Source organism: Neisseria sp. P0001.S005 (assembly GCF_051963715.1).
This window is the reverse complement of sequence record NZ_JBQCTZ010000024.1, coordinates 1-21,109: the sequence shown is the minus strand read 5'-3', so window position 1 is coordinate 21,109 and position 21,109 is coordinate 1. Positions and strand designations below refer to the sequence as shown.

The 21,109-nt window shown below is 47.8% G+C and carries 21 protein-coding genes, 1 pseudogene and 1 riboswitch; of the genes and pseudogenes, 15 read left to right on the top strand and 7 right to left on the bottom strand.

Features of this window, described 5'->3' with window-relative positions; all coding sequences use genetic code 11:
• Positions 1-7 precede the first annotated feature (7 nt).
• Positions 8-667 (bottom strand): 7-cyano-7-deazaguanine synthase QueC, encoded by a 660-nt coding sequence (gene queC, locus ACTHSP_RS05340; RefSeq protein WP_440345759.1) that lies wholly within the window; start codon positions 665-667, stop codon positions 8-10.
• A gap of 3 nt (positions 668-670) precedes the next feature.
• A riboswitch (PreQ1 riboswitch) is annotated at positions 671-716 on the bottom strand.
• Between the two features lie 71 nt (positions 717-787).
• Here queC and ACTHSP_RS05335 point away from each other — a divergent pair.
• Positions 788-1,387: a CDP-alcohol phosphatidyltransferase family protein gene (locus ACTHSP_RS05335; RefSeq protein WP_440345758.1), complete on the top strand. Its 600-nt coding sequence runs from the start codon at positions 788-790 to the stop codon at positions 1,385-1,387.
• A gap of 139 nt (positions 1,388-1,526) precedes the next feature.
• Here ACTHSP_RS05335 and ACTHSP_RS05330 read toward each other — a convergent pair whose 3' ends face one another.
• Together ACTHSP_RS05330 and ACTHSP_RS05325 are read right to left on the bottom strand one after the other, a co-directional pair.
• Complete coding sequence (locus ACTHSP_RS05330) at positions 1,527-3,173, bottom strand: Pycsar system effector family protein (RefSeq protein ID WP_440345763.1); 1,647 nt, start codon at positions 3,171-3,173, stop codon at positions 1,527-1,529.
• A gap of 381 nt (positions 3,174-3,554) precedes the next feature.
• Entirely contained in the window at positions 3,555-3,839 is a 285-nt protein-coding gene (locus ACTHSP_RS05325) for a PepSY domain-containing protein (RefSeq protein WP_003684382.1), read from the bottom strand.
• A 231-nt stretch (positions 3,840-4,070) separates the two neighbouring features.
• On the opposite strand from ACTHSP_RS05325, the gene ACTHSP_RS05320 reads away from it, so the two are divergent.
• The 10 genes from ACTHSP_RS05320 to ubiT all read left to right on the top strand — a co-directional run bounded on the left by ACTHSP_RS05320 (position 4,071) and on the right by ubiT (position 13,659).
• On the top strand, positions 4,071-4,841 hold the full coding sequence (locus ACTHSP_RS05320) for a PP2C family protein-serine/threonine phosphatase (RefSeq protein ID WP_107697179.1): 771 nt from the start codon (positions 4,071-4,073) through the stop codon (positions 4,839-4,841).
• 156 nt (positions 4,842-4,997) lie between these two features.
• Complete coding sequence (locus ACTHSP_RS05315) at positions 4,998-6,740, top strand: bifunctional alpha/beta hydrolase/class I SAM-dependent methyltransferase (protein ID WP_440345757.1); 1,743 nt, start codon at positions 4,998-5,000, stop codon at positions 6,738-6,740.
• A gap of 65 nt (positions 6,741-6,805) precedes the next feature.
• Positions 6,806-8,092, top strand: a complete 1,287-nt coding sequence (locus ACTHSP_RS05310) for a phosphatase PAP2/dual specificity phosphatase family protein (RefSeq protein WP_314511036.1) — start codon at positions 6,806-6,808, stop codon at positions 8,090-8,092.
• A 2-nt stretch (positions 8,093-8,094) separates the two neighbouring features.
• Positions 8,095-8,469, top strand: a complete 375-nt coding sequence (locus ACTHSP_RS05305) for a hypothetical protein (RefSeq protein WP_254325015.1) — start codon at positions 8,095-8,097, stop codon at positions 8,467-8,469.
• A gap of 63 nt (positions 8,470-8,532) precedes the next feature.
• Complete coding sequence (locus tag ACTHSP_RS05300) at positions 8,533-9,240, top strand: lysophospholipid acyltransferase family protein (RefSeq protein WP_314511038.1); 708 nt, start codon at positions 8,533-8,535, stop codon at positions 9,238-9,240.
• A complete protein-coding gene (locus ACTHSP_RS05295; protein WP_314511040.1) occupies positions 9,237-10,226 on the top strand; it encodes a phosphatidate cytidylyltransferase in 990 nt (329 codons plus the stop codon). Before ACTHSP_RS05300 ends, ACTHSP_RS05295 begins: the two co-directional genes overlap by 4 nt.
• A gap of 109 nt (positions 10,227-10,335) precedes the next feature.
• A complete protein-coding gene (locus tag ACTHSP_RS05290; protein ID WP_314511042.1) occupies positions 10,336-10,956 on the top strand; it encodes a DUF2238 domain-containing protein in 621 nt (206 codons plus the stop codon).
• Positions 10,957-11,290: 334 nt separating this feature from the next.
• Positions 11,291-12,298 carry a ubiquinone anaerobic biosynthesis protein UbiU gene (ubiU, locus tag ACTHSP_RS05285; RefSeq protein ID WP_003748766.1) on the top strand — a complete coding sequence of 336 codons (1,008 nt, stop codon included), beginning with the start codon at positions 11,291-11,293 and terminating at the stop codon, positions 12,296-12,298.
• A 10-nt stretch (positions 12,299-12,308) separates the two neighbouring features.
• Positions 12,309-13,226: a U32 family peptidase gene (locus ACTHSP_RS05280; protein ID WP_049330725.1), complete on the top strand. Its 918-nt coding sequence runs from the start codon at positions 12,309-12,311 to the stop codon at positions 13,224-13,226.
• Complete coding sequence (gene ubiT / locus ACTHSP_RS05275) at positions 13,213-13,659, top strand: ubiquinone anaerobic biosynthesis accessory factor UbiT (RefSeq protein ID WP_049323906.1); 447 nt, start codon at positions 13,213-13,215, stop codon at positions 13,657-13,659. The genes ACTHSP_RS05280 and ubiT overlap by 14 nt, the downstream gene beginning before the upstream one ends.
• A 150-nt stretch (positions 13,660-13,809) precedes the next feature.
• On the opposite strand, the gene ccoP is transcribed toward ubiT, so the two are convergent.
• The 4 genes from ccoP to ccoN are packed head-to-tail and all read right to left on the bottom strand — an operon-like array spanning position 13,810 to position 17,427.
• Positions 13,810-15,156, bottom strand: a complete 1,347-nt coding sequence (gene ccoP / locus ACTHSP_RS05270) for a cytochrome-c oxidase, cbb3-type subunit III (protein WP_440345756.1) — start codon at positions 15,154-15,156, stop codon at positions 13,810-13,812.
• Positions 15,156-15,353: a cbb3-type cytochrome oxidase subunit 3 gene (locus ACTHSP_RS05265; RefSeq protein ID WP_003748776.1), complete on the bottom strand. Its 198-nt coding sequence runs from the start codon at positions 15,351-15,353 to the stop codon at positions 15,156-15,158. Before ACTHSP_RS05265 ends, ccoP begins: the two co-directional genes overlap by 1 nt.
• A gap of 4 nt (positions 15,354-15,357) precedes the next feature.
• Positions 15,358-15,969: a cytochrome-c oxidase, cbb3-type subunit II gene (ccoO, locus tag ACTHSP_RS05260; RefSeq protein WP_063075589.1), complete on the bottom strand. Its 612-nt coding sequence runs from the start codon at positions 15,967-15,969 to the stop codon at positions 15,358-15,360.
• A 24-nt stretch (positions 15,970-15,993) separates the two neighbouring features.
• A complete protein-coding gene (gene ccoN, locus ACTHSP_RS05255; RefSeq protein ID WP_199900391.1) occupies positions 15,994-17,427 on the bottom strand; it encodes a cytochrome-c oxidase, cbb3-type subunit I in 1,434 nt (477 codons plus the stop codon).
• 332 nt (positions 17,428-17,759) lie between these two features.
• On the opposite strand from ccoN, the gene ACTHSP_RS05250 reads away from it, so the two are divergent.
• The 4 genes and pseudogenes from ACTHSP_RS05250 to ACTHSP_RS05235 form a co-directional block, all read left to right on the top strand.
• Complete coding sequence (locus tag ACTHSP_RS05250; RefSeq protein WP_440345755.1) at positions 17,760-19,511, top strand: M61 family metallopeptidase; 1,752 nt, start codon at positions 17,760-17,762, stop codon at positions 19,509-19,511.
• A 78-nt stretch (positions 19,512-19,589) separates the two neighbouring features.
• Complete coding sequence (locus tag ACTHSP_RS05245; protein WP_440345754.1) at positions 19,590-20,030, top strand: TIGR01244 family sulfur transferase; 441 nt, start codon at positions 19,590-19,592, stop codon at positions 20,028-20,030.
• Between the two features lie 436 nt (positions 20,031-20,466).
• The gene (locus ACTHSP_RS05240) at positions 20,467-20,763 is read left to right on the top strand and encodes a helix-turn-helix domain-containing protein (RefSeq protein ID WP_440345753.1); all 297 of its coding nucleotides are present in this window, start codon (positions 20,467-20,469) and stop codon (positions 20,761-20,763) included.
• 19 nt (positions 20,764-20,782) lie between these two features.
• A pseudogene (locus ACTHSP_RS05235) lies at positions 20,783-21,109 on the top strand ([protein-PII] uridylyltransferase); the annotation flags it as partial.

Genomic DNA, 21,109 nt, shown 5'->3' with positions numbered 1-21,109 from the left:
TCTTAATTCAGACGGCCTTTTTACTTTCCAAATATTCTGACAAACCGCGCTCGCGCAAAATACAGCTTGGGCATTCATGGCATCCACCGACAACACCGTTATAGCAAGTGTGCGTATGTTCGCAGATATAATCCAACGCACCCATTTCATCTGCCAGCGCCCATGTTTGCGCTTTGGTCAGGTACATCAAGGGGGTGTGAATTTGAAAAGCGTAATCCATGGCCAGATTCAATGTAACATTCATCGACTTGACGAACACATCGCGGCAATCTGGATAACCGGAAAAATCAGTTTCGCACACGCCGGCAATGATATGGCCTATCCCCTGCCCTTTGGCATAAATAGCGGCGTAAAGCAAAAACAAAGCATTGCGTCCATCTACAAATGTATTGGGCAGGCCGTCTGAAGCTGTTTCAATGGATGCCGTATCATCCATCAAGGCGTTATGCGTAATCTGTTGCATCAGGCTCAAATCGAGTACAGTCTGCTTCACGCCTAAATCTTGAGCAATCCAACGCGCGCGCTCCAATTCGATGGCGTGGCGTTGCCCATATTGAAAAGTGATGGCCTGCACATTTTTACGGCCATATGTTTGAATTGCCTGAATCAGGCAGGTTGTTGAATCCTGCCCGCCCGAAAAAATAACGAGGGCCTGCTGTTTTTCCATAGTAAATTCCTAGTTTTGTTAACGCGGGAGGTTTGCGAACCGCGTGATTCGAAGATTGACGGATTATAACGGATTTCGTCTATAATCACGGTACTTCATTTTCTTTTATATAGCATAATTATGAGCATCTACGCCCTGAAACCAAAATTTCAAAACCTGTTGCGCCCCATTGTTAAGCGACTGTATCAAAAAGGTATTACTGCCAATCAGGTTACCCTGTTTGCCTGCGCCGTTTCCATTTTGATCGGTTTGCTTTTAGCATTGTTTGCAGGTGTATCCACATTATTCTGGCTTTTGCCGATCTGGTTGTTTGTCCGCATGGCGCTGAATGCGATGGACGGCATGTTGGCACGGGAGTTCGGCCAGCAATCGGCATTAGGCGGTTATTTGAATGAAATCACCGATATTGCCGCCGATGCTGCTTTGTATCTGCCTTTTGCCTTTATCGCACCCTTCGGCGGCGTGCAAATTGCCCTGTTTATTTGGCTGGCGGCAATGACTGAATTTTGTGGCGTTTTGGGACAAGTCCACGGCAACGGCCGTCGTTATGACGGGCCATTCGGCAAAAGCGATCGCGCATTCTTTATCGGCGCATTGGCAGTATGGTATGCAATTGCCGGCAGCTTCCATTCGCTTTTCTATATCCTTATGTGGCTGGCCTGCGCAGCATTGGTTTATACCTGCTACAAACGTGTCATCAATGGCTTGAAGGCCGTCTGAAACTTGTCCACGTTCTTGGGTTAATCATCATTAATTAGAGTATTTAAACCCATCAACCTGTTTTACTGAAAACAAAAAGGCCGTCTGAAACCATAAACTATCGGTTTCAGACGGCCTTTTATTCAGTAGCCAAGATAACTTACTGTTTACCCAGTTGACTGTAATCTACCAACATATACTTGGCAGTAATTTTCTGCGAAGCATTACCTTCATCGCCCATCAGAATCATCTGCGGCTTGCCGTTAACGGTAATCGAATCAACAGCTTCAACGTTGGTGATGTGTTGCAGATTAGGCAGTGAGATTTTTTGCGGTTCATCGGTCGGGTTACCGCTCCAAGTCCACAGTTGTGAGAATTTCTGTCCATTCTCATCCTTCACTTCATTGGCAATCACGTAGGTTTTCAACACAGGATCATAGTTGAGGGAACGGATACCGCCGCCATCAATATCAATCACCGCCACTTCATCAAATTCAGGTTTGGCATTGCGCTCAAACACATCTTTCGGATTGCTGATAAATGCAACCAAAGCCATGTTGTTGAACTCAGGATCACGGAATCCCAAAACAAGACGTTTTTTTACCGGATCAAACGCCATGCCCTCAATATTGATTTCTTCAAAAGAAACTTCAGCCTTGGTTCGCTCGCGAATCAAATCATGCAGCTTGTGGTCGGTTTCCAAAACCTGCGTCAGATTGTCGTAACTGGTCAGCCCCAACACATTGCCATCTTGGATTTTAAAGCGCATCAGATGTTCGCGGTCGGGTGAGCGGTTGCCTTTACGGGTGCGCGAGTGCGAAGTGAGCGCATAGATAAAGCCTTCATCGTCGCGCGCCAAAGCCTCCAAGTCGCTGAGACGGCGTTTGAAACCGGTAATCACGCGCGTATCCAATGCCTCGTCTTCCACAAACCTGCCGGTTTTATCAATGCTGACAATACTGAACGCATGGTTGGGTTCGTCTTCCGCAATCAGCAAATTACCGTCCGGAAGCTGTTGTACGGCGGAAGGCTCGTACACACCGTTAAACATATTGATTCCCAGCGAACGCAGCTCTGCCGCATTGTTGGTCGGCGGTATCAGCAATGACGGCAATGTTTTCACGCCGATAAATGCCACCAGTGAAGCCAGCAAGCCCCAGCGGAATACCGCGTAAGACAAATTGATGTATTTGAACTGTTTGTCTGCCAACAAACCAAGCCAATAAAGATGGTCGCTCATCTTTTCATAGATTTGTTTACGGTCACCCATAATCTCCTGCATCATTTCCCAATATTGATCTTTTTGCAGTTTCACACGGTCTTCATAAATCAAAATATTGGGTTGGCTGCCGCCAAAAAAGCGCGTTTCGGTACTGCTGAGGCGGGTTTTCAAGTCCCGCAGCTTAGAACGGCCGCGGATAAAATCCTTAAACCATGTCCGCGCCGCCTGCATTTTGCCGATACGTTCCGGCGAAGCAGAAAGCAATGCAAACACGATAGACGCGGCGGCAGTAATCATAAACGTACTGGCCGGAATCAAAAATTCGGGCGACGATGAAAAAATAAACGCACCCGAAATCATCAGAGCAGACACGATAAAACCATTCAGCGAAATCATAATATTCGCTTTGGTTGCCGCCAGCGCCAACAATTCCATCTCCGAGCGTACGGCGTTGCGGAACATGGTTTCCACGCCCTTATTCGTACCCAACAAATCAGGTGCATTCAAATCTTCGGCTTTATTTTTTTTCTTTTTCGCCTTGTCTTTTTTGCGTTTGGCTTTCTTTTCACTTTTTTCAGACGGCATCTCAGAATGTTCAACTGCTTCCTGACCTTCTACCGCCTCCTGAATTTCTACCGTTTCAGCCGCAACCTCAACTTCGTTTTCAACAGTATTGTTTTGATTGCGATCCCAAAAATCAACGTCCTGTTGGGATTCGGCAGCAGCGCCGTCGTTTAAAGGTTTGTCTTGGTCGCCCATCTGCTTCAGCCGGCCATTGTCCTTCCAATCATTCAAATCCATATCATGACTCCCAACATCAAATACTTTGAATTAAATGGAAAATAAAAAACATATTTAGTTCATTTATTTTAGGTAATTTACATGCTATTTACATTCTTTAAATGCCTAAATAGCAAACTGTCGCAGAACTAAAAGCCCTGCGACAATCCACTTTATATCGAAATATTAATAATCGATGCGTTCTTTAATAATTTTCAAATCAGGATAAGACAAAACAATGTCGTACTCACGGCCATCTTTAAAAGCCTCGATATCCAACACAGGCTGGCCCCGACGGCTATCGGCCTCAACATCGTGAACTTGATAGCCGCGTTGTTCCAACATTTTTACGGCTTTAGCACGATTTTGCTCGAAGTTTTTGTCGCTGTAGATTTTGTGTTCGATATAATCGCTGGCACCGGCAGTAGCGGCAGACAAAGCAACGATGGCGGTCAATAAGAATTTTTTCATGTTTGATTTCCTTTTTAAATGTGTATTCGGGTTTCGATGGATGTATTAAAACATGACAAAATTAGCAGTTAATTAGTACTTGGTTAAACGCAGTAAAGGCCGTCTGAAAACTGTTCAGACGGTCTTTAACCTTAATCATCAAATTTCAAACGTATTGCTCAAGTGTAAATCCGGAGGGTTAGAAACGATGAAAAGCCTGCAGCGAATATTCACCCAACAAATGGATAAATCATGAACAAATTTTGCGAAATTACCTTTTGCCAACAAATCGGCAGCAACAAACAACACAACCAAGATGCCCTTTTTAACGGCGAACAAGTGTTTCAATATAAACTCAAAACCGCTGAAACACGTCTTGAAACCCGTCCACACTTTATCATCGGGATAGCTGACGGCATTTCCAATAGCAACCATCCCGAAAAAGCCAGCAAATTAGCCATGCACCTATTAAGCCGTACAGCCAAACTCAGCCGTCAAACCATCAATCATATACAAGCCGCTTTATCTAAAGAGTTGGCGGAAGATTATTTTGGTTCCTCAACCACTTTTGTTGCCGCAGAAATCGACCAAACCACCGGCAAAACCAAAATCATCAGCGTAGGCGACAGTCGCGCCTATTTGATTGATACACAAGGAAAATGGAAGCAACTGACCCAAGATCACTCGATACTCTCCGAATTGCTGGATGGTTTGTCGGATAAAAAAGAAGAAGAGTTCGCCACCATATATGGCGGCGTTTCTTCTTATCTAGCAGCGGATTATTCCGAATTCCAAGACAGAATGTGTCATATCGAACTTACGCTTAAAGCAGGAGAAAGCCTGCTGCTTTGTTCAGACGGCCTAAGTGATGCTCTTTCAGAAAAAATAAGAGAAAAAATTTGGCAACAATATGATAACGATAAGTCCCGTCTGACTGTGTTTCGTAAATTAATTGCAAAACAAAGAGTTTATGATGATATGTCGGTAGTAGTTTGTAAGGCTATCCAAACACCCTCTATCTAACCTTTTAACAATCACTGTCATCAGTTTTAAGTAAAATTTGAAACCATCTTTTACCATTTCTCTCCATCATTGCATTCGTCCGTCTATCGGATAGTCATTGCATTTATCCAATATGTCATGATACTGTTCAAAAAATATGACTATTAGGAGTTTCTCATGTCCGAACAGCAAAAATACTTTTCTACCCAAGACGGTACTTCGCTTTTCTACCGCTATCGCCCTGCTGCCGATGGTTCTTCCGACAAAGCCATTGTGCTGTTCCATCGCGGACATGAGCACTCCGGCCGAATGATGTTTGTGGCGGATGAACTGGGTTTCAACGATTTTGCCTATTTTGCTTGGGACGCGCGTGGTCATGGTTACAGCCCCGGTGAACGCGGCGATAGTCCGAGTATTGGCACTTCGGTTTCAGACGTAGATGATTTTATCCGACACATCCAAAGCGAATACGGCATCAAACCTGAAAACATTTGCGTGATTGCGCAAAGTGTCGGTGCGGTATTGGTTTCTACTTGGTTGCACGATTACGCGCCGAAAATCCGTTGCGCCGTATTGGCTTCGCCTGCGTTCAAAGTCAAGCTCTATGTTCCGTTTGCCCGTACCGGTTTGAAAATGATGCAAAAATGGCGTGGCAATTTCTTTGTCAACAGCTATGTCAAAGCCCACTATCTGACCCACAATGTCGAACGTCAAAAAAGCTACGACAATGATCCGCTGATTGCCCGCGCTATTTCTGTGCGCATCCTGCTGGGTTTATATGAGGCGGCCGAGCGCGTCGTGGCCGATGCACAAGCGATTACTACGCCTGTACAACTGTTGATCTCAGGCAGCGATTGGGTTGTTCATCACAAACCGCAACACGATTTCTACAACCGCTTAGGCAGCCATATTAAAGAGCGCCATATCCTGCCCGGTTTCTACCACGATACGTTAGGCGAGCAAGACCGTGAAATCGCGTTTGTCGAAATGCGCCGTTTTATCCGCGAGCGTTTCAATCAGCCTTTACAACAAGTCGATCTGACTCAAGCGCACTTATTTGGAGACAGCCGTCGCGAAGCCGACGAACTGGCTACGCCTTTGCCTGTTTGTACGCCTCGCGGCGCATTTTGGGCAACATATCGCGCCTCGCTCAAACTGGGTTCGCGCTGGAGTGAGGGCTTGAGAATCGGTCAAGAAACAGGTTTTGATTCGGGCAGTACACTGGATTACGTCTACCGCAATCAACCGCAAGGCAGCAATGCTTTCGGTGTATGGGTGGACAAATACTATCTCAACGCCATCGGCTGGCGCGGTATCCGTCAACGCAAAGTCAATATCGGCAAAGCCATTCAGACGGCCTCAGCTAAATTGCATGAAGCAGGCAAACCTGTACACGTTTTGGATATCGCGTCCGGTCATGGCCGCTATGTATTGGATGCCCTGACTGCCGACACATTGCCTGATTCCGTACGCTTGCGCGATTACAGCCCGATTAATGTCGAAGCCGGACGCAAGCTGATTGCCGAGCGCGGCTTGCAAAACACGGTAACCTTCAATGAAGTCAATGCCTACGACCGCGCCAATTATCACGATTTGCAGCCGCGTCCAACGTTGGGCATCGTCTCCGGCCTGCACGAATTGTTTGCCGACAACGATTTGATTTTGAACTCACTCTACGGCTTCGGCGAAGCCATCGAAACCGGCGGCTACCTGATTTACACCGGCCAGCCTTGGCATCCGCAGCTCGAAATGATTGCCCGTGCGCTGACCAGCCACAAAGCAGGCAGCCCCAATTGGGTAATGCGCCGCCGCAGTCAGCAGGAAATGGATCAGTTGGTTGAAAAAGCCGGTTTTGAAAAAATCCATCAATGGATAGACGAAGACGGTATTTTCACCGTGAGCTTGGCAGTGAAGAAATAAAAATAAAGGCCGTCTGAACATTTTTTTAACTTTCAGGCGGCCTTATTTAAACCATGTACCTATCCATGAAACCCTCCCTCAAAACTTCCCTGCTCAAGCTGATTTTAGTTGGCGCACTGTTCTACACCAGCTATGGCTTCTCCAACCATTACGCGGCATCGCTGGACTATGTGCCTGAAATCGCTTTTGCATGGGAAAGCAATATTCCGTTTTGGGCATGGACGATTGTGCCTTATTGGTCGCTGAACCTGATGTATGCCGCGGCATTTTTTCTTTGCCGTGATACACATGAACAAAACCGATATGTAGCGCACCTTGTAGCTGCCCAACTGATTGCGACTGCTTGCTTTGTGCTGTTTCCGCTGCGTTTCGGGTGGCCTAAACCGCCTGCCGATGGGCTATCAGGCTGGCTGTTTGATTCATTGGCTGCATTTGATTTGCCGTACAACCAAGCACCATCTTTGCATATCGCGCTGGCGATTATCGTAGGTGCATTTTATTGGACGCGCTTTCCAAAAATCCGCCTGCCGCTTTTCTTATGGCAAGGCCTGATTACCTTGTCGGTACTGACGACTTATCAACATCATTTTATTGACGTGCCGACCGGAGCATTGCTCGGCTGGCTAGTGTTGTGGGCTTTCCCGTGTCAGATGACTTCGCCGTTAAAACTGGGCTTGAGTGATGTACGCTCAAGAAAGATTGCGTTGTTGTATTTGCTTGGTGCGTGTTTGACGGCGTTACCCGCGTTGCTGGGTGGCGCGTGGCTGTGGTTAATATGGATGAGCGTGTCTTTGCTGATGGTGGCTTTTGCCTATTTGACTGGAAATGCAAACGTATTCCAAAAACAGGCTAACGGTAAATTATCGGCGGCAGCGACGGTTTTGCTGTTGCCTTATCTGGTGGGCGTACGGCTAAACATGGCGTATTGGTTACGCGGTAAGGCGAAAACGGCACCAGTCCGCAATGATGTATGGATTGGCAGCGTTTTAGGGATCTTAAACCATCTGCCTGCCGTATTGGATGTATGCGCCGAATATCCCTGCTGTAGCTATCAGGGAGAATATCGCGCTCTGCCTTTACTGGATATGGTAACGCCGTCTGAAAACGATTTAGTTCAGACGGCCTTGATATTGGAAACCTTGCGCCAAAAACACGGCAAAGTGCTGGTATGTTGCGCTTTGGGTTATGGAAGAAGTGCCGCAGTGGTGCTGACGTGGCTGCTGGTCTATGGTGGCTGCAAAGACTTGACGCAAGCGAAGGCTGAACTCAAACAGGCTCGGCCGCAAATGGTATTATCGCCGGCCACCGCCCAAGCAGTTGAAGCTGCGGCCAACCGTTTAAAACAAGGATAATGATGGACAACGCAACCGACAGCCGTATTACTGCCCACCTGCTCTCTACCGCACATTATGTTGCCGCCTGCAATGCTTTGCTGCTCGCCTTGTCGGCAAAATATGGCGGCGCATGGTTTGCGGTGCAACTTGTCTTGGCAGCAGTTTTGTTGTACTGCCATATCCGCGTTCACTTCGACCGCCGCGTGTTCCAAGACTTTGCCGACAACCGCTACTCTCCTGAAGACTTCGACCACGCCTTACAGCAAAACGGTTTACGTCAAACTTCAGGCAGCCGTACTTTGACCCAACGGATAAACGGCGCACTTTCCCTATGGCGCAAAAGCTTATACCTGACCGCCGTACAATTTTTAATTTTGCTTATCCAAAGCATTTGATTATTTTGGCTGATTTACCAAAATCGAATCCTTAGCGGTATCTCACTCCCAAAGGCAGAAAAAATGAAAAACTTCCTCAAAAAACAACTTGCCTGGCTGACCGACCAAGCCTTGTGTCTGTCGGTCTCTTTTCTTATGGGCGTACGCCCTAAAAGCCCGCACGAGCTGACATTCAATCAGCACCAAAAAGTCTATTACGCCAATCACGGCAGCCATGGCGATTTTGTGCTGGTGTGGATTTCCCTGCCCCGCCGCTGGCGCTTGTCCACGCGCCCTGTCGCCGGTTCGGATTACTGGCTGACGAGCAAACTCAAACGCTTCATCATTCAAAATGTTTTCAACGCCTTACTGATTCCGCGCCATAGCGATAATCCGCAAGCGATTACCGAACAGATGAAAGATGCGCTGAACGCAGGCGACTCTTTGATTATTTTCCCTGAAGGCACGCGTAACACTGACGATAACACCATCCTGCTGCCGTTTAAGTCCGGCATTTATCATCTGGCAAAAAGCAAACCCAATACCGAATTTGTGCCGATTTGGATCGACAACATCAGCCGCGTACTGCCCAAAGGCAAAATCCTGCCTATCCCGCTTTTGTGTGAAGTCCATATCGGACAACCGCTTACCTTGCAGGAAAACGAAGACAAAGACAGCTTTTTGACACGCAGCCGTGAAGCGCTGCTGGCACTCAGGCCGTCTGAAAACGACCGCAGCGAGCTTCGCCAAAATGAACCTGAAGTTCAGCAAAACAAAGGAGGACAAGCATGAGCCTTTCTACGACTTCCCAACAAATCATTGTCGAACACGCCGCCGCTCATCTGACTCCGCAAGCCAGCTATATTTTTGTCGGCGTGTTTGCCGTATTGTGTTTTGCCAGCATCATCGGACAATGGCTTAAGCGCAAAAACGGCGCAGATAATGCCACCATCGCCAACCTCAACGCCCGCATTTACGCATGGTGGCTGATGACGCTGGTGTTGCTGGGCGCGTTTTGGTTCGGCAAAATCGGGACGGTTATACTGTTTTTCCTGATTTCATTTGCCGCACTGCGCGAGTTTATGACCCTCGTCTATCGCCGCCGCAGCGACTATTACAGCATGGTGGTCTGCTTTTACCTGTTGCTGCCGGTGCAATACTATTTCGTCTATGACGGCTGGTACGGCATGTTCAGCATTTTTATTCCGGTTTACGGCTTTTTGATACTGCCGATTATTGCCAGCCTCAGCGGCCAAACCGCGCACTTTTTGGAACGCGCCGCCAAAACACAATGGATGGCGATGATTTGCATCTTCTGTCTGTCCCATGTTCCGGCGCTGATGTTTCTGGACTTGGACGGCTTCGACAACGGCAATAATATCCTGTTGCTGATCTTCCTGATTGGCGTAGTGCAAGTATCGGATGTATTGCAATACGTTTGGGGCAAACTGATTGGCGGTGCAAAAATCATGCCCTCGCTTTCCCCTTCCAAAACCATTTCTGGCACTGTCGGCGGTATTTTATCGGCCACAGCCATTGCCGCGCTGATGGCACCGATTACGCCGTTCTCCCACGGCCAAGCAGCCGTTATCGGCTTTATCGTCTGCCTGATGGGTTTCTTTGGCGGCCTGGTTATGTCTGCCATCAAACGCGATTACGGTGTCAAAGACTGGGGCAATATGATACGCGGCCACGGCGGTATGCTTGACCGTGTGGATTCGATTTGCTTTGCTGCACCTGTGTTTTTCCACATCACCCGTTATTTCTGGAACGGCTAAACTTCAGGCCGTCTGAAAGCTGTTTTTCAGACGGCCTTGAATGTCTAAAACTGCCAGCCCTGCCAATTCGTTATACAATACGCGCCCATTATTACTACATACACACAACATGAATAAACCTTCTCCAATCTTTCCCATTTTTCTTGCTACGATTATCTTCGCCCTTATTGTTTGGTCAGGCATCAATCCCCATGACCGCGCAGTCTGGTACGCCGAAATCATCCCCGTAGCATCAGTATTCTTCCTTCTGGTTGCTACCTACCGCATTTTCCGCTTCAGCAACTTGGCCTACTTATTCATGAGCTTCTGGCTGATTATGCATTCCATCGGTGCATACTACACTTTTGCAGATGTACCGTTTGAATCCATCAACCACTTTGTCGAACCGATTTTGGGCGAAAACCGCAATCATTACGACCGTATTGCCCATTACATCATCGGCTTCTACGCCTATCCAATGGCTGAGTGGCTGCTGCGCCGCAAGCTGTGTAATCTGCCATTGGCCTTATTTTTTTCCCTGTTCTTCATTATGAGCGTGGCTGCCGCCTATGAAATCATCGAATGGCAATATGCCGTCATCGACGGCGGAGAGGCCGGACTGGAATTCCTAGGTTCTCAAGGCGATATTTGGGACGCGCAAAAAGACATGCTTGCCGATACTTTGGGCGCGTTAACTTCTCTGTTTATTTTTGTGTTTACCCGACCCGATAAACGCTTGGGTTTCTCATAAATCTACCCCTTTAAAGCGAAAGGCCGTCTGAAACCAGATTTTCAGACGGCCTTTTTTCATTTTTCTATCGCTATTATTGTAAAAATTAATAAATGCGATAGTTAAAAACATAAGCCGATTTTGAAACAAAATCCGTCATCAAAATTTTTAAGCACATGAAATATATAAAAAACAACATCTGTTAAGATTTTGTAAACAATATGCCTACGTCAACCTGAATTTTTCGATTTGATTTAAGTCAGCATATCTTGTGTCATTAATCCATAAAATATCCGGAATTCTACAAAATATTGATTAACCCGATAGAGGTTATCATCAAGACGAGGAACACAAAATGCAAAAAATTCCAGAATTGGTCTGCCCCGCCGGCAACCTGCCTGCACTGAAAACCGCTGTGGACAACGGTGCGGACACGGTTTACATGGGTTTGAAAGATGCGACCAATGCACGAAACTTTCCGGGACTGAATTTCGATATGAAATCTGCGCGGGAAGGCGTAGCTTACGCCCATGCGCGCGGACGCAATGTACTGATGGCCATCAATACATTCGCACAAGCCGGCCAAGTGGAGCGTTGGCACGCTGCTGTGGATACGGCGGCGGATTTGGGGGCCGATGCGATTATTGTTGCCGACCCCGCCATCATGGCGTATGCGGCAGACAAACATCCGAATTTACGCCTGCATATGTCGGTACAAGGTTCGGCCACCAATTACGAAGCCATCAATATGATGAAAGAGCTGTTCGGCATCCGTCGTGCCGTTTTGCCGCGCGTGCTGACCATCGATCAGGTCAAACATGTGATTGACAATACTGATGTGGAAATTGAAGTCTTTGGTTTCGGCAGTTTGTGTGTGATGGTGGAAGGCCGTTGCATCTTGTCGAGCTATGCAACAGGCGAATCGCCCAATATGCAAGGTGTCTGCTCTCCGGCAAAATCCGTCCGCTGGGAACAACTGCCCGACCGCATGAACGTACGTTTAAACCAGGTATTGATAGACCAATACAAACCCAATGAACCGGCAGGTTATCCAACCTTGTGCAAAGGCCGCTTTGAAGTCAATGATGAAACCTACTATGCTTTGGAAGAACCGACCAGCCTGAATGTTTTGGAAATGTTGCCCGAACTCATCAAAATCGGTGTATCCGCCATCAAAATCGAGGGACGCCAACGCAGTCCGATGTATACGGCGCAAGTAACCAAATCCCTGCGCCAAGCACTGGATGCAGCCGCAGCCGACCCGTCGCATTTCAAAGTCAATCCGTCCTGGAACAATGCCTTGAGCAAAGTTTCGGAAGGTCATCAGACAACTTTGGGCGCATACAACCGCCCATGGAAATAAGGGGAAGAAAATGAATTCATTGAAATTGTCGCTGGGCCCTATTTTATTTTTCTGGCAAAAAGAAGCCCTACTGGAATTTTACGTTTCCATGCTGGATACGCCGTTGGATACTGTTTATTTGGGTGAGGTAGTCTGCTCACGCCGTCAGAAAATGCGCTTTGCCGACTGGTTCGGACTGGCTGAAGACCTGGCAGAAAGCGGTAAGGAGATTATTCTTTCTTCACAAGTCCTACTCGAAAGCGAATCCGATCTGAAACGCCTGCGCAAAATTACGGAGCAGGGAAAGTTTAAAGTTGAAGCCAACGACATGGGTGCGGTCAAATTGGCACGCGAACATGGCATCCCGTTTGTTGCCGGTGCAAGCCTGAATATCTACAACGAAACCACTTTGGACGTATTCCGAAAATTAGGGGCATTCCGCTGGATTGCACCGTCCGAGCTGAGCCGCGATAAGGTTGCCGAAATCATCAAAGCTTCAGACGGCATTGAAACCGAACTCTTCGCTTGGGGTAAAATGCCGCTCGCCTATTCATCACGTTGCTTTACCGCCCGCCATTACAATCTGAATAAAGACAGTTGCGAGTTCCGCTGCCTCGACCACGAGCACGGTATGGCCATGAATACGCGAGAAGGCCAGCCGTTTCTCACCATCAACGGCATCCAAACCATGTCTTACGGTTGCCAAAACCTACTGCCCCACCATGAAGACTTGAATAAAATCGGCGTGAATATGCTCAGACTGTCGCCACAAATGCACAGCATGGCTGAAATTATCCAAATTCACCGCGATGTATTGGACGGAAAAGCTACATGGGAAGATGTCCGCCCCGAGTTGGAACGACTGACTACCGGAACACTGGTTGACGGCTATTGGCGCGGTCAGCCCGGTATTGAAACCGTGAAGGAGGCATATTATGGCGCTGCCTGAAATCATATTACCCAAATGGATGGCAAAAATCGGTACCAAACTTCCCGGCAAACCTCCACGCTTTGTTTTGGTCTCCGTATTGAATACCATGCTGAAAAAAGGTTTACTGCCTGCCGATATGGAACTTTTTGCCGGAAGAAAATTCGAAATCGAAGTTTTGGATGCCGGTATCAAAGTGCGGTTTAGTGCCGATACGGAAAAATTCCTGGACGACAACTTCAGCGGCGCCCCCGATCTGAGGCTGGCGGCCAATGGTATAGACTTCATGCGCATGATGATGCGTGAGGAAGATCCCGATACCTTATTTTTCAACCGTAAATTGCAAATCGAAGGCGATACGGAACTGGGGCTAATTACCAAAAACTTACTCGACAGCGTCGAGTGGCCTTTCAGCGAATGGTTCCTGAAACGCAGTACGTCCACTTTGGATTGATTAATTTTGGTTGAACCAAGAACAAAGGCCGTCTGAATGTTTCAGACGGCCTTATATATTTCACCTCTTTGATATGTCTTCTCTTATTGGTTTTATCAAATATAAAAAAGCGTACCTTGTTAGGTACGCTTTTTTCAATCCGACTCAAAATTAGAATTTTGCACCGGACTCATTTGCCATAAAGTCTACAGCCGCTTTAACCTCATCGTCACTCAAGCTGCTGTTGCCGCCTTTGGCAGGCATTGAATTAAAACCTTCAAGCGCGTGTTTGTGCAAAGTATCTTTACCTTGCTTAATTCGAGGAGCCCAGTCGTCTTTTTTACCGACAGCAGGTGCGCCCGGAATCATACCGCCATGACATGTTTTACAGTTGGCTTCAAAAACAGCTTTGCCGTCTACCTTAACCGGAGCCGCTTCTGCTTTTTCAGCAGGTTTGGCTTCAGCAGCCGGAGCAGCTTTAGCATCTGAAGCAGCTTTATCGGCTGCAGGAACTGAAGCAGCTGCTGGAGCAGAAGCATCGGCAGGTTGAGCTACCGGAGCAGGCTCGGCTTTTTTAGCAGGAGCTTTTTTACCGTCTTTGTTGGACAAACCCCAAACATAAGCGGTCATGATGTGCAGCTTATCTTTGTCGAGGAAGTGACCCCAAGCAGGCATTTGGCTGCTGCGGCCGTTGGTAATGGTTTCGGTAATCGCTTTTTGAGTACCGCCCCACAACCATACATCGTCGGTCAGATTCGGGCCGAGGCCTTGGATACCTTGACCTTTGTCGCCGTGACAAGTGAAACAGTTGGCAGGTGGGCCGCTAAACAGGGCTTTACCACGCTCTGCACGTTCTTCGTCGTATTGACCTTTAGGTTTAGAAAGGGACATAACATATTGTGTTACGTTTTTCACGCCTTCTTCACCCAAAGCAGGACCCCATGCCGGCATAGAGGCAGTACGGCCTTTTTCAATGGTTTCCTGAATTTTTTCAGATTCGCCACCCCACAACCAATCGTCGTCGGTCAAATTCGGGAAGCCTTTGGAGCCTTTGGCATCTGAGCCGTGACATTGGATACAGTAGGTATTGAAAAGGTTTTGTGCAATAGCACGGGCTTCAGGGTCTTTAGCCACTTTCTCAATCGGCATATTGGAAAATTTAGCATACACTTTACCGTATTGCTGATTGGCTTTGGCAACTTCTTCTTCATATTGACCATGGCTGCTCCAGCCCCACAGGCCTTTGTAATCGCCGATACCTGGATACATAATCAGGTAGCCGACGCCAAACAGCCATGTGCAGACATAAAGCCAAAACCACCAACGTGGCAGAGGGTTGTTGTACTCCGAAATGCCGTCCCACTCATGACCTGTGGTTTTTACTTCTTCGCCTTTTTTAGGGCGTTTCACAACGTTTTGCGAAAGCAGAAGCCAAGCCAGGCCGATGAAGCTGAGCACGACGATAACGGCAATATATATACTCCAGAAACTACTGGTAAATTGGGATGTTGTGTTCATTATTTTGCTCCGTGATCACGGACTGACTGAGCTTGATCGTCCTTTTCAGACGGCCTTTGTTCGTCATTATCGAAAATACTGCTGGCAGCATCGTCATAGTTTTTCTTATTGCGTCTATTGAATACAATATAGAGAACTAAAATAAAGCTGATAAATACCCAAACAGTAAAGAGCGAGCGAGCCCAGTTAGCGTCCATGATGTTACCTTACGTTTTTCAATGCCAAGCCCAAGCCTTGCAGATAGGCGATAACAGCGTCCAGCTCTGATTTGTTAGCCAGCATTTCAGGTGCTTTGGCAATTTCTTCATCGCTGTAAGGTGTACCCACTTTACGCAGGGCTTTCATATGCGCCACAGTTGCCTCGGCATCGACTTTATTGCGTGCGAGCCATGGGAATGCAGGCATATTGGACTCCGGCACAACGTCGCGCGGGTTCAGCAGGTGGATGCGGTGCCATTCATCGGAATAACGGCCGCCGACACGAGCCAAATCCGGACCGGTACGTTTAGAACCCCATTGGAACGGATGGTCATAAACAGACTCACCGGCAACGGAGTAATGACCGTAACGTTCAGTTTCTGCACGGAATGGACGAATCATTTGAGAGTGGCAGTTGTAGCAGCCTTCGCGCACATAAATATCGCGACCGGCCACTTGCAGGGCGTTATATGGTTTCACGCCGGGTGCAGGTTCAGTAACTGCCTTGGAGAAGAACAGCGGAACAGCCTCAATCAGAAGGCCGACGCTGACTACAAGCAGGGTAAATACAATCAGTACACCGACTTTTTCTTCAGCTAATTGTTGTAATTTCATTTTGGTAGCCTATCTTTCTTATTATTAGTGGTGTTGGGTTTGAGAAACCGCAGGAATCTCAGCATCAACCGCTTTACCACTGATAGCAGTACGGTAAACGTTATATGCCATGATGCACATACCGCTCAGGTACAGAAGACCGCCGGTGAAACGAATCATGTAGTAAGGCATGGTACGTTTTACAGATTCGACAAAGGAATAAGTCAGTGTGCCGTCTTCGTTCAAAGAACCCCACATCAGGCCTTGCATCACACCGGCAATCCACATCGCGGCGATATACAGAACCACACCGATGGTTGCAATCCAGAAATGCGCTTCAACCAATTTGGTGCTGTACATTTCGTTTTTACCGAAGAGGCGTGGGATCATGTAGTAAACGGAACCGATGGTTACGAAGCCTACCCAACCCAATGCACCGGCGTGAACGTGTGCAACAGTCCAGTCAGTATAGTGGCTCAGAGCGTTAACTGTTTTGATAGACATCATCGGACCTTCAAACGTAGACATACCGTAGAAGGACAGAGATACGATCAAGAATTTCAAAATCGGGTCGGTACGCAGTTTGTCCCATGCACCAGACAGAGTCATGATACCGTTGATCATACCGCCCCAAGAAGGTGCGAACAGGATCAAAGACAATACCATACCCAAAGATTGAGTCCAGTCAGGCAATGCGGTGTAGTGCAAGTGGTGAGAACCTGCCCACATATAAGTGAAAATCAAAGCCCAGAAGTGGACGACGGACAAGCGGTAAGAGTAAATCGGACGGCCTGCTTGTTTAGGTACGAAATAGTACATCATACCCAAGAAGCCGGCTGTCAGGAAAAAGCCCACCGCATTGTGGCCATACCACCATTGAACCATCGCATCAATCGCACCTGCGTAAACTGGATAAGATTTCATCAAACCGGCAGGGATGCTGATATTATTGACGATGTGCAACAGCGCAACGGCCAAGATAAAGCCGCCGTAGAACCAGTTGGCAACGTAAATATGTTTGATTTTACGTTTGGCAATCGTACCGAAGAATACGATGGCGTAGGCAACCCACACCAGCGTAATCAAAATGTCGATAGGCCATTCCAGCTCGGCGTATTCTTTACCTTGGGTGTAACCCATAGGCAAGCTGATAGCCGCAGCCACAATGACAGCCTGCCAACCCCAGAAGGTAAATGCAGGCAGCCAACCGCCAAACAGACGGGTATTACATGTACGTTGAACAACGTAGTATGATGTACCAATCAAACCGCAACCGCCGAATGCAAAAATAACCGCATTGGTGTGCAGAGGACGCAGGCGGCCGAAGTGGAACCAAGGTCCGATATTGGATAAATCGAGGGCCGGAGCAAAAAGCTGGGCAGCGACGATAACGCCGACCAACATGCCCACAATACCCCAAACTACAGTCATGATGGCGAACTGGCGCACCACTTTGTAGTTATAAGTTTGTGTGTCCATGGAAGTCTCCATAAATTATGGGTATAAAAAATTTTTATCTCACCCCAACCCTTACGTTTATAAAAAGCGCAATACGGCTAAGGCTCAAATTTTTCTAAATTTAACATAGACACCACAACATGCCAAGCAAAATTACATTCCACATTGCATAAAATATTTAGCAAGACATAAATTCATTTCTTTTATAATCAATAAATTATTAAAACATACGCATTAAATCGGACATAGTATTTTTTCAAGCCCCCTTTTTCATACAATTTTATTGATATAGATTAAGCCCACCCCTTAAACCCCCTTATTCTTAATAAACTTTAGCAAATTAACCAATAGTTATGATTAATTACAAAATTACCCCCAATTTCCTGTCTCATGAATGGCACATCACCTTATCATTCACTCAAACCAATGATTCAGAAACAGAAATCAGCTTACCCAACTGGGTTCCCGGCAGCTACCTCATCCGTGACTTTGCCCGCCACATCACGCACATTAGCGCGCGCTACAACGGCAAAGCCCAGCCGCTGACACAAACCAGCAAAAACCATTGGCAAACCCCTGCTCTCAGTGGAGAGTGGGAAATTTACTACACTGTTTACGCATTCGACTTATCAGTTCGCGGCTCGTTCCTCAGTACCGAGCGCGGCTTTTTCGACGGCGCATGCCTATTCTTAAAAGTACACGGACAAGAGGAACAACCGCACCAAGTCGAATTTCCTACCCTGCCACACACATGGCAGATAGCCACAACCCTGCCACAAATTTCGGCGACCACTTTTCAGACGGCCTCATATGCCGAGCTTATTGATCACCCTGTTGAAACAGGCATCATCGAATTCCTCGACTTTGAAGCACAAGGCATTCCCCACCGTATTGCATTAAGCGGTATCTACCCCGATTTCGACCGCGCCCGCTTCCTCGCCGATATTCAAAAAATCTGCGAAACCGAGTTGGCAATGTTTCCCTCCCCTGCCCCGTTTACTGAATACTTTTTCCTATTACATCTGGGCGACAACCTCTACGGCGGACTGGAACACATCAGCAGCACCGCCCTTCTTGCCGACCGCCACAGTCTGCCATCTTACGATATGGGCGAAGCCGACAAAGCCTATACCGAACTGCTCGGCCTCTTCTCCCACGAATACTTCCACGCATGGAACGTTAAATCCATCAAACCGGCCGTCTTCGCACCTTACAATCTCGACCAAGAAAACTACACCGAGCAACTTTGGGCATTTGAAGGCATTACGTCCTACTACGACGACCTCTTTCTAGCCCGAAGCAAGACCATCAGTCCCGAAGCCTACCTTACCCTGCTTGCACAAAGCATCACACGCGTACAGCAGACACAAGGCCGTCTGAAACAAACCCTTGCCCAATCCAGTTTTAGCGCATGGGACAAGTTCTACAAACAAGACGAAAACAGCCCCAACGCTATCGTCAGCTACTATCAAAAAGGCGCACTGGCCGCACTTTGCCTCGACCTTATCATCCGTGAAAAAAGCCAAGGCAAATACACCCTCGACAGCGTGATGCAGCAACACTATCGCGATTGGTGCAACACCCATCAAGGCATACCCGAAAAACACTGGCAATCCCGTTGTCAAGAAATAACCGGTTTAGATTTAGAAACCTTCTTTCAGACGGCCTTATACAGCACCGAAGACCTTCCGCTCGCAGAATGCCTGCAAAGCGTAGGTGTCAAACTTGACTTCATCCCCCTGCCCCGCCAGCACGGCGGAGCATTTGCAAGCGAACCCCAATCGGTTACCCCCGCTAACGATTTGGGCGCACGTTTCAAACAAAGCAGCGATCATGCCGTCCTGACTCATGTATTTAATAGCGGTAGCGCAGAAAATGCCGGACTCTGCCCGCAAGACAAAATCATCGCCTTAGGCGGCTATGCCTGCAACGACCTTGCAACGCAGTGGAGCAAACTGCCTATCGGCACGCGCACTACCATCCATTTCTTCCGCCAAGGCCTGTTACGCGAGACTAGCATCACAGTTCAAGCAGCAGAAGCCAATACTGCCCTGCTGCACATTACCGATCGCCAAAAACTCGAAAACTGGTTGTACAATCATTAAATAAAACTTCAAACGGCCTGCCACTTCCTAGGCCGTCTGAAATCAACATATCCATTTAATATAAAGAAAGGAAAAACTATGCCCATCCGTAAACTGACCGACACCCTCTATATTGCCCCCCAACTGACCGAAGCCGATGTCCAAGAAGCCGTACGTCTCGGCATCCAAACCGTCATCTGCAACCGCCCGGACGGCGAAGAAGAAAACCAACCGGCTTTTGCCGAAGTACAAAACTGGTTTAAAGAGGCCGGCATCAACCAATTCTCACACCAGCCCGTCGTTGCGCCTCAAATCAATGCAGCCGATGTCGCAGCCTTCCAAAATCTGTTGCAACTATCTCCGGCTCCCATTCTTGCCTTCTGCCGCACCGGTACTCGCTGCTCCCTGCTTTGGGGTTATCATCAAGTGCAACACGGCGCATCTGTAGCCGAAGTAGTTGCCGCAGCCGAACAGGCAGGCATCAACCTCAGCAACTTTGAAGCCCGCCTGCAAGAAGCCAAAGATAAAGGTTTGGCTTAAACTTAATTTATATAGTAAGTAGCAGCCTTTAAACCAATCAGACCGTCTGAAACCCATTTTTCAGACGGCCTGATAGCTTTTATTCACAATCAGACCTTATTTTTAATTTATTTCCACTATCCTAAAAATATATTTTCTAAATCAAGCCCGAATTGACCTGTATCAATACCCCAACCCTATTTTCATTTATAATGCCTTTCAATGCTTCAGGGTCAAGCCCGAATCCTCCAGTTTTCCCCTATAAGAGCCAGCTCTCTTATTAAATGATTTTTCTTTCCTCTTGATGTGTGTGTGTTTGGGTGTGGCCGAAAGCCACCCCCTTTTTTTTATACCTACCCCCTTTAAGGCCGTCTGAAACTTTCAGACGGCCTTTCCTTTCCCCTCACAAAAATAGTATAAAATCCCCTTATCGTTCAAACCACAAACTCAAAATACCATGGTCAACAAACTCACTCCCCCTCCAAGCCTGCCCGATCCGCAAGACCTCCGCGCCGTTATCGCTTACAACATGCGCCTCTATCGCGTTAATCGCGGCTGGTCGCAAGAAGAACTGGCGCGTCAATGCGGACTTGACCGCACCTACGTTTCCGCTATCGAGCGCAAACGCTGGAACATCGCCCTTTCCAACATCGAAAAAATCGCATCCGCGCTTAAAATCGCCCCTTACAAACTCCTCCTTCCGCCGCAAGAAATGCTCCGCCAAATGACCGAGCCTGCCGATACCCAAGCCTAATTCACAGCCAGACACCATCATGACCGCCGCCCAACAAGCCATCCAAACCTACCAGCAACAAAAAGTCGCAGCAGAAACTGCCTACCGCCAAAACAACCGCCCTACCGCTTACTTCCGCGACCATATCGCCGCTGCCGAAACCCTGCTACAAACCCTCTGGCAAATCCATTTCCCCGACAGCGACGACATCAGTCTCATTGCCATCGGCGGCTTCGGGCGTTGCGAACTCTATCCCCATTCCGACTGGGACTTAGCGATTATTTCCTCTACCCCATTTTCAGACGGCCTGCAACAACAAACCGCCCAATTTATCCAAACCCTTTGGGACGCACGCCTCAATCCGGCC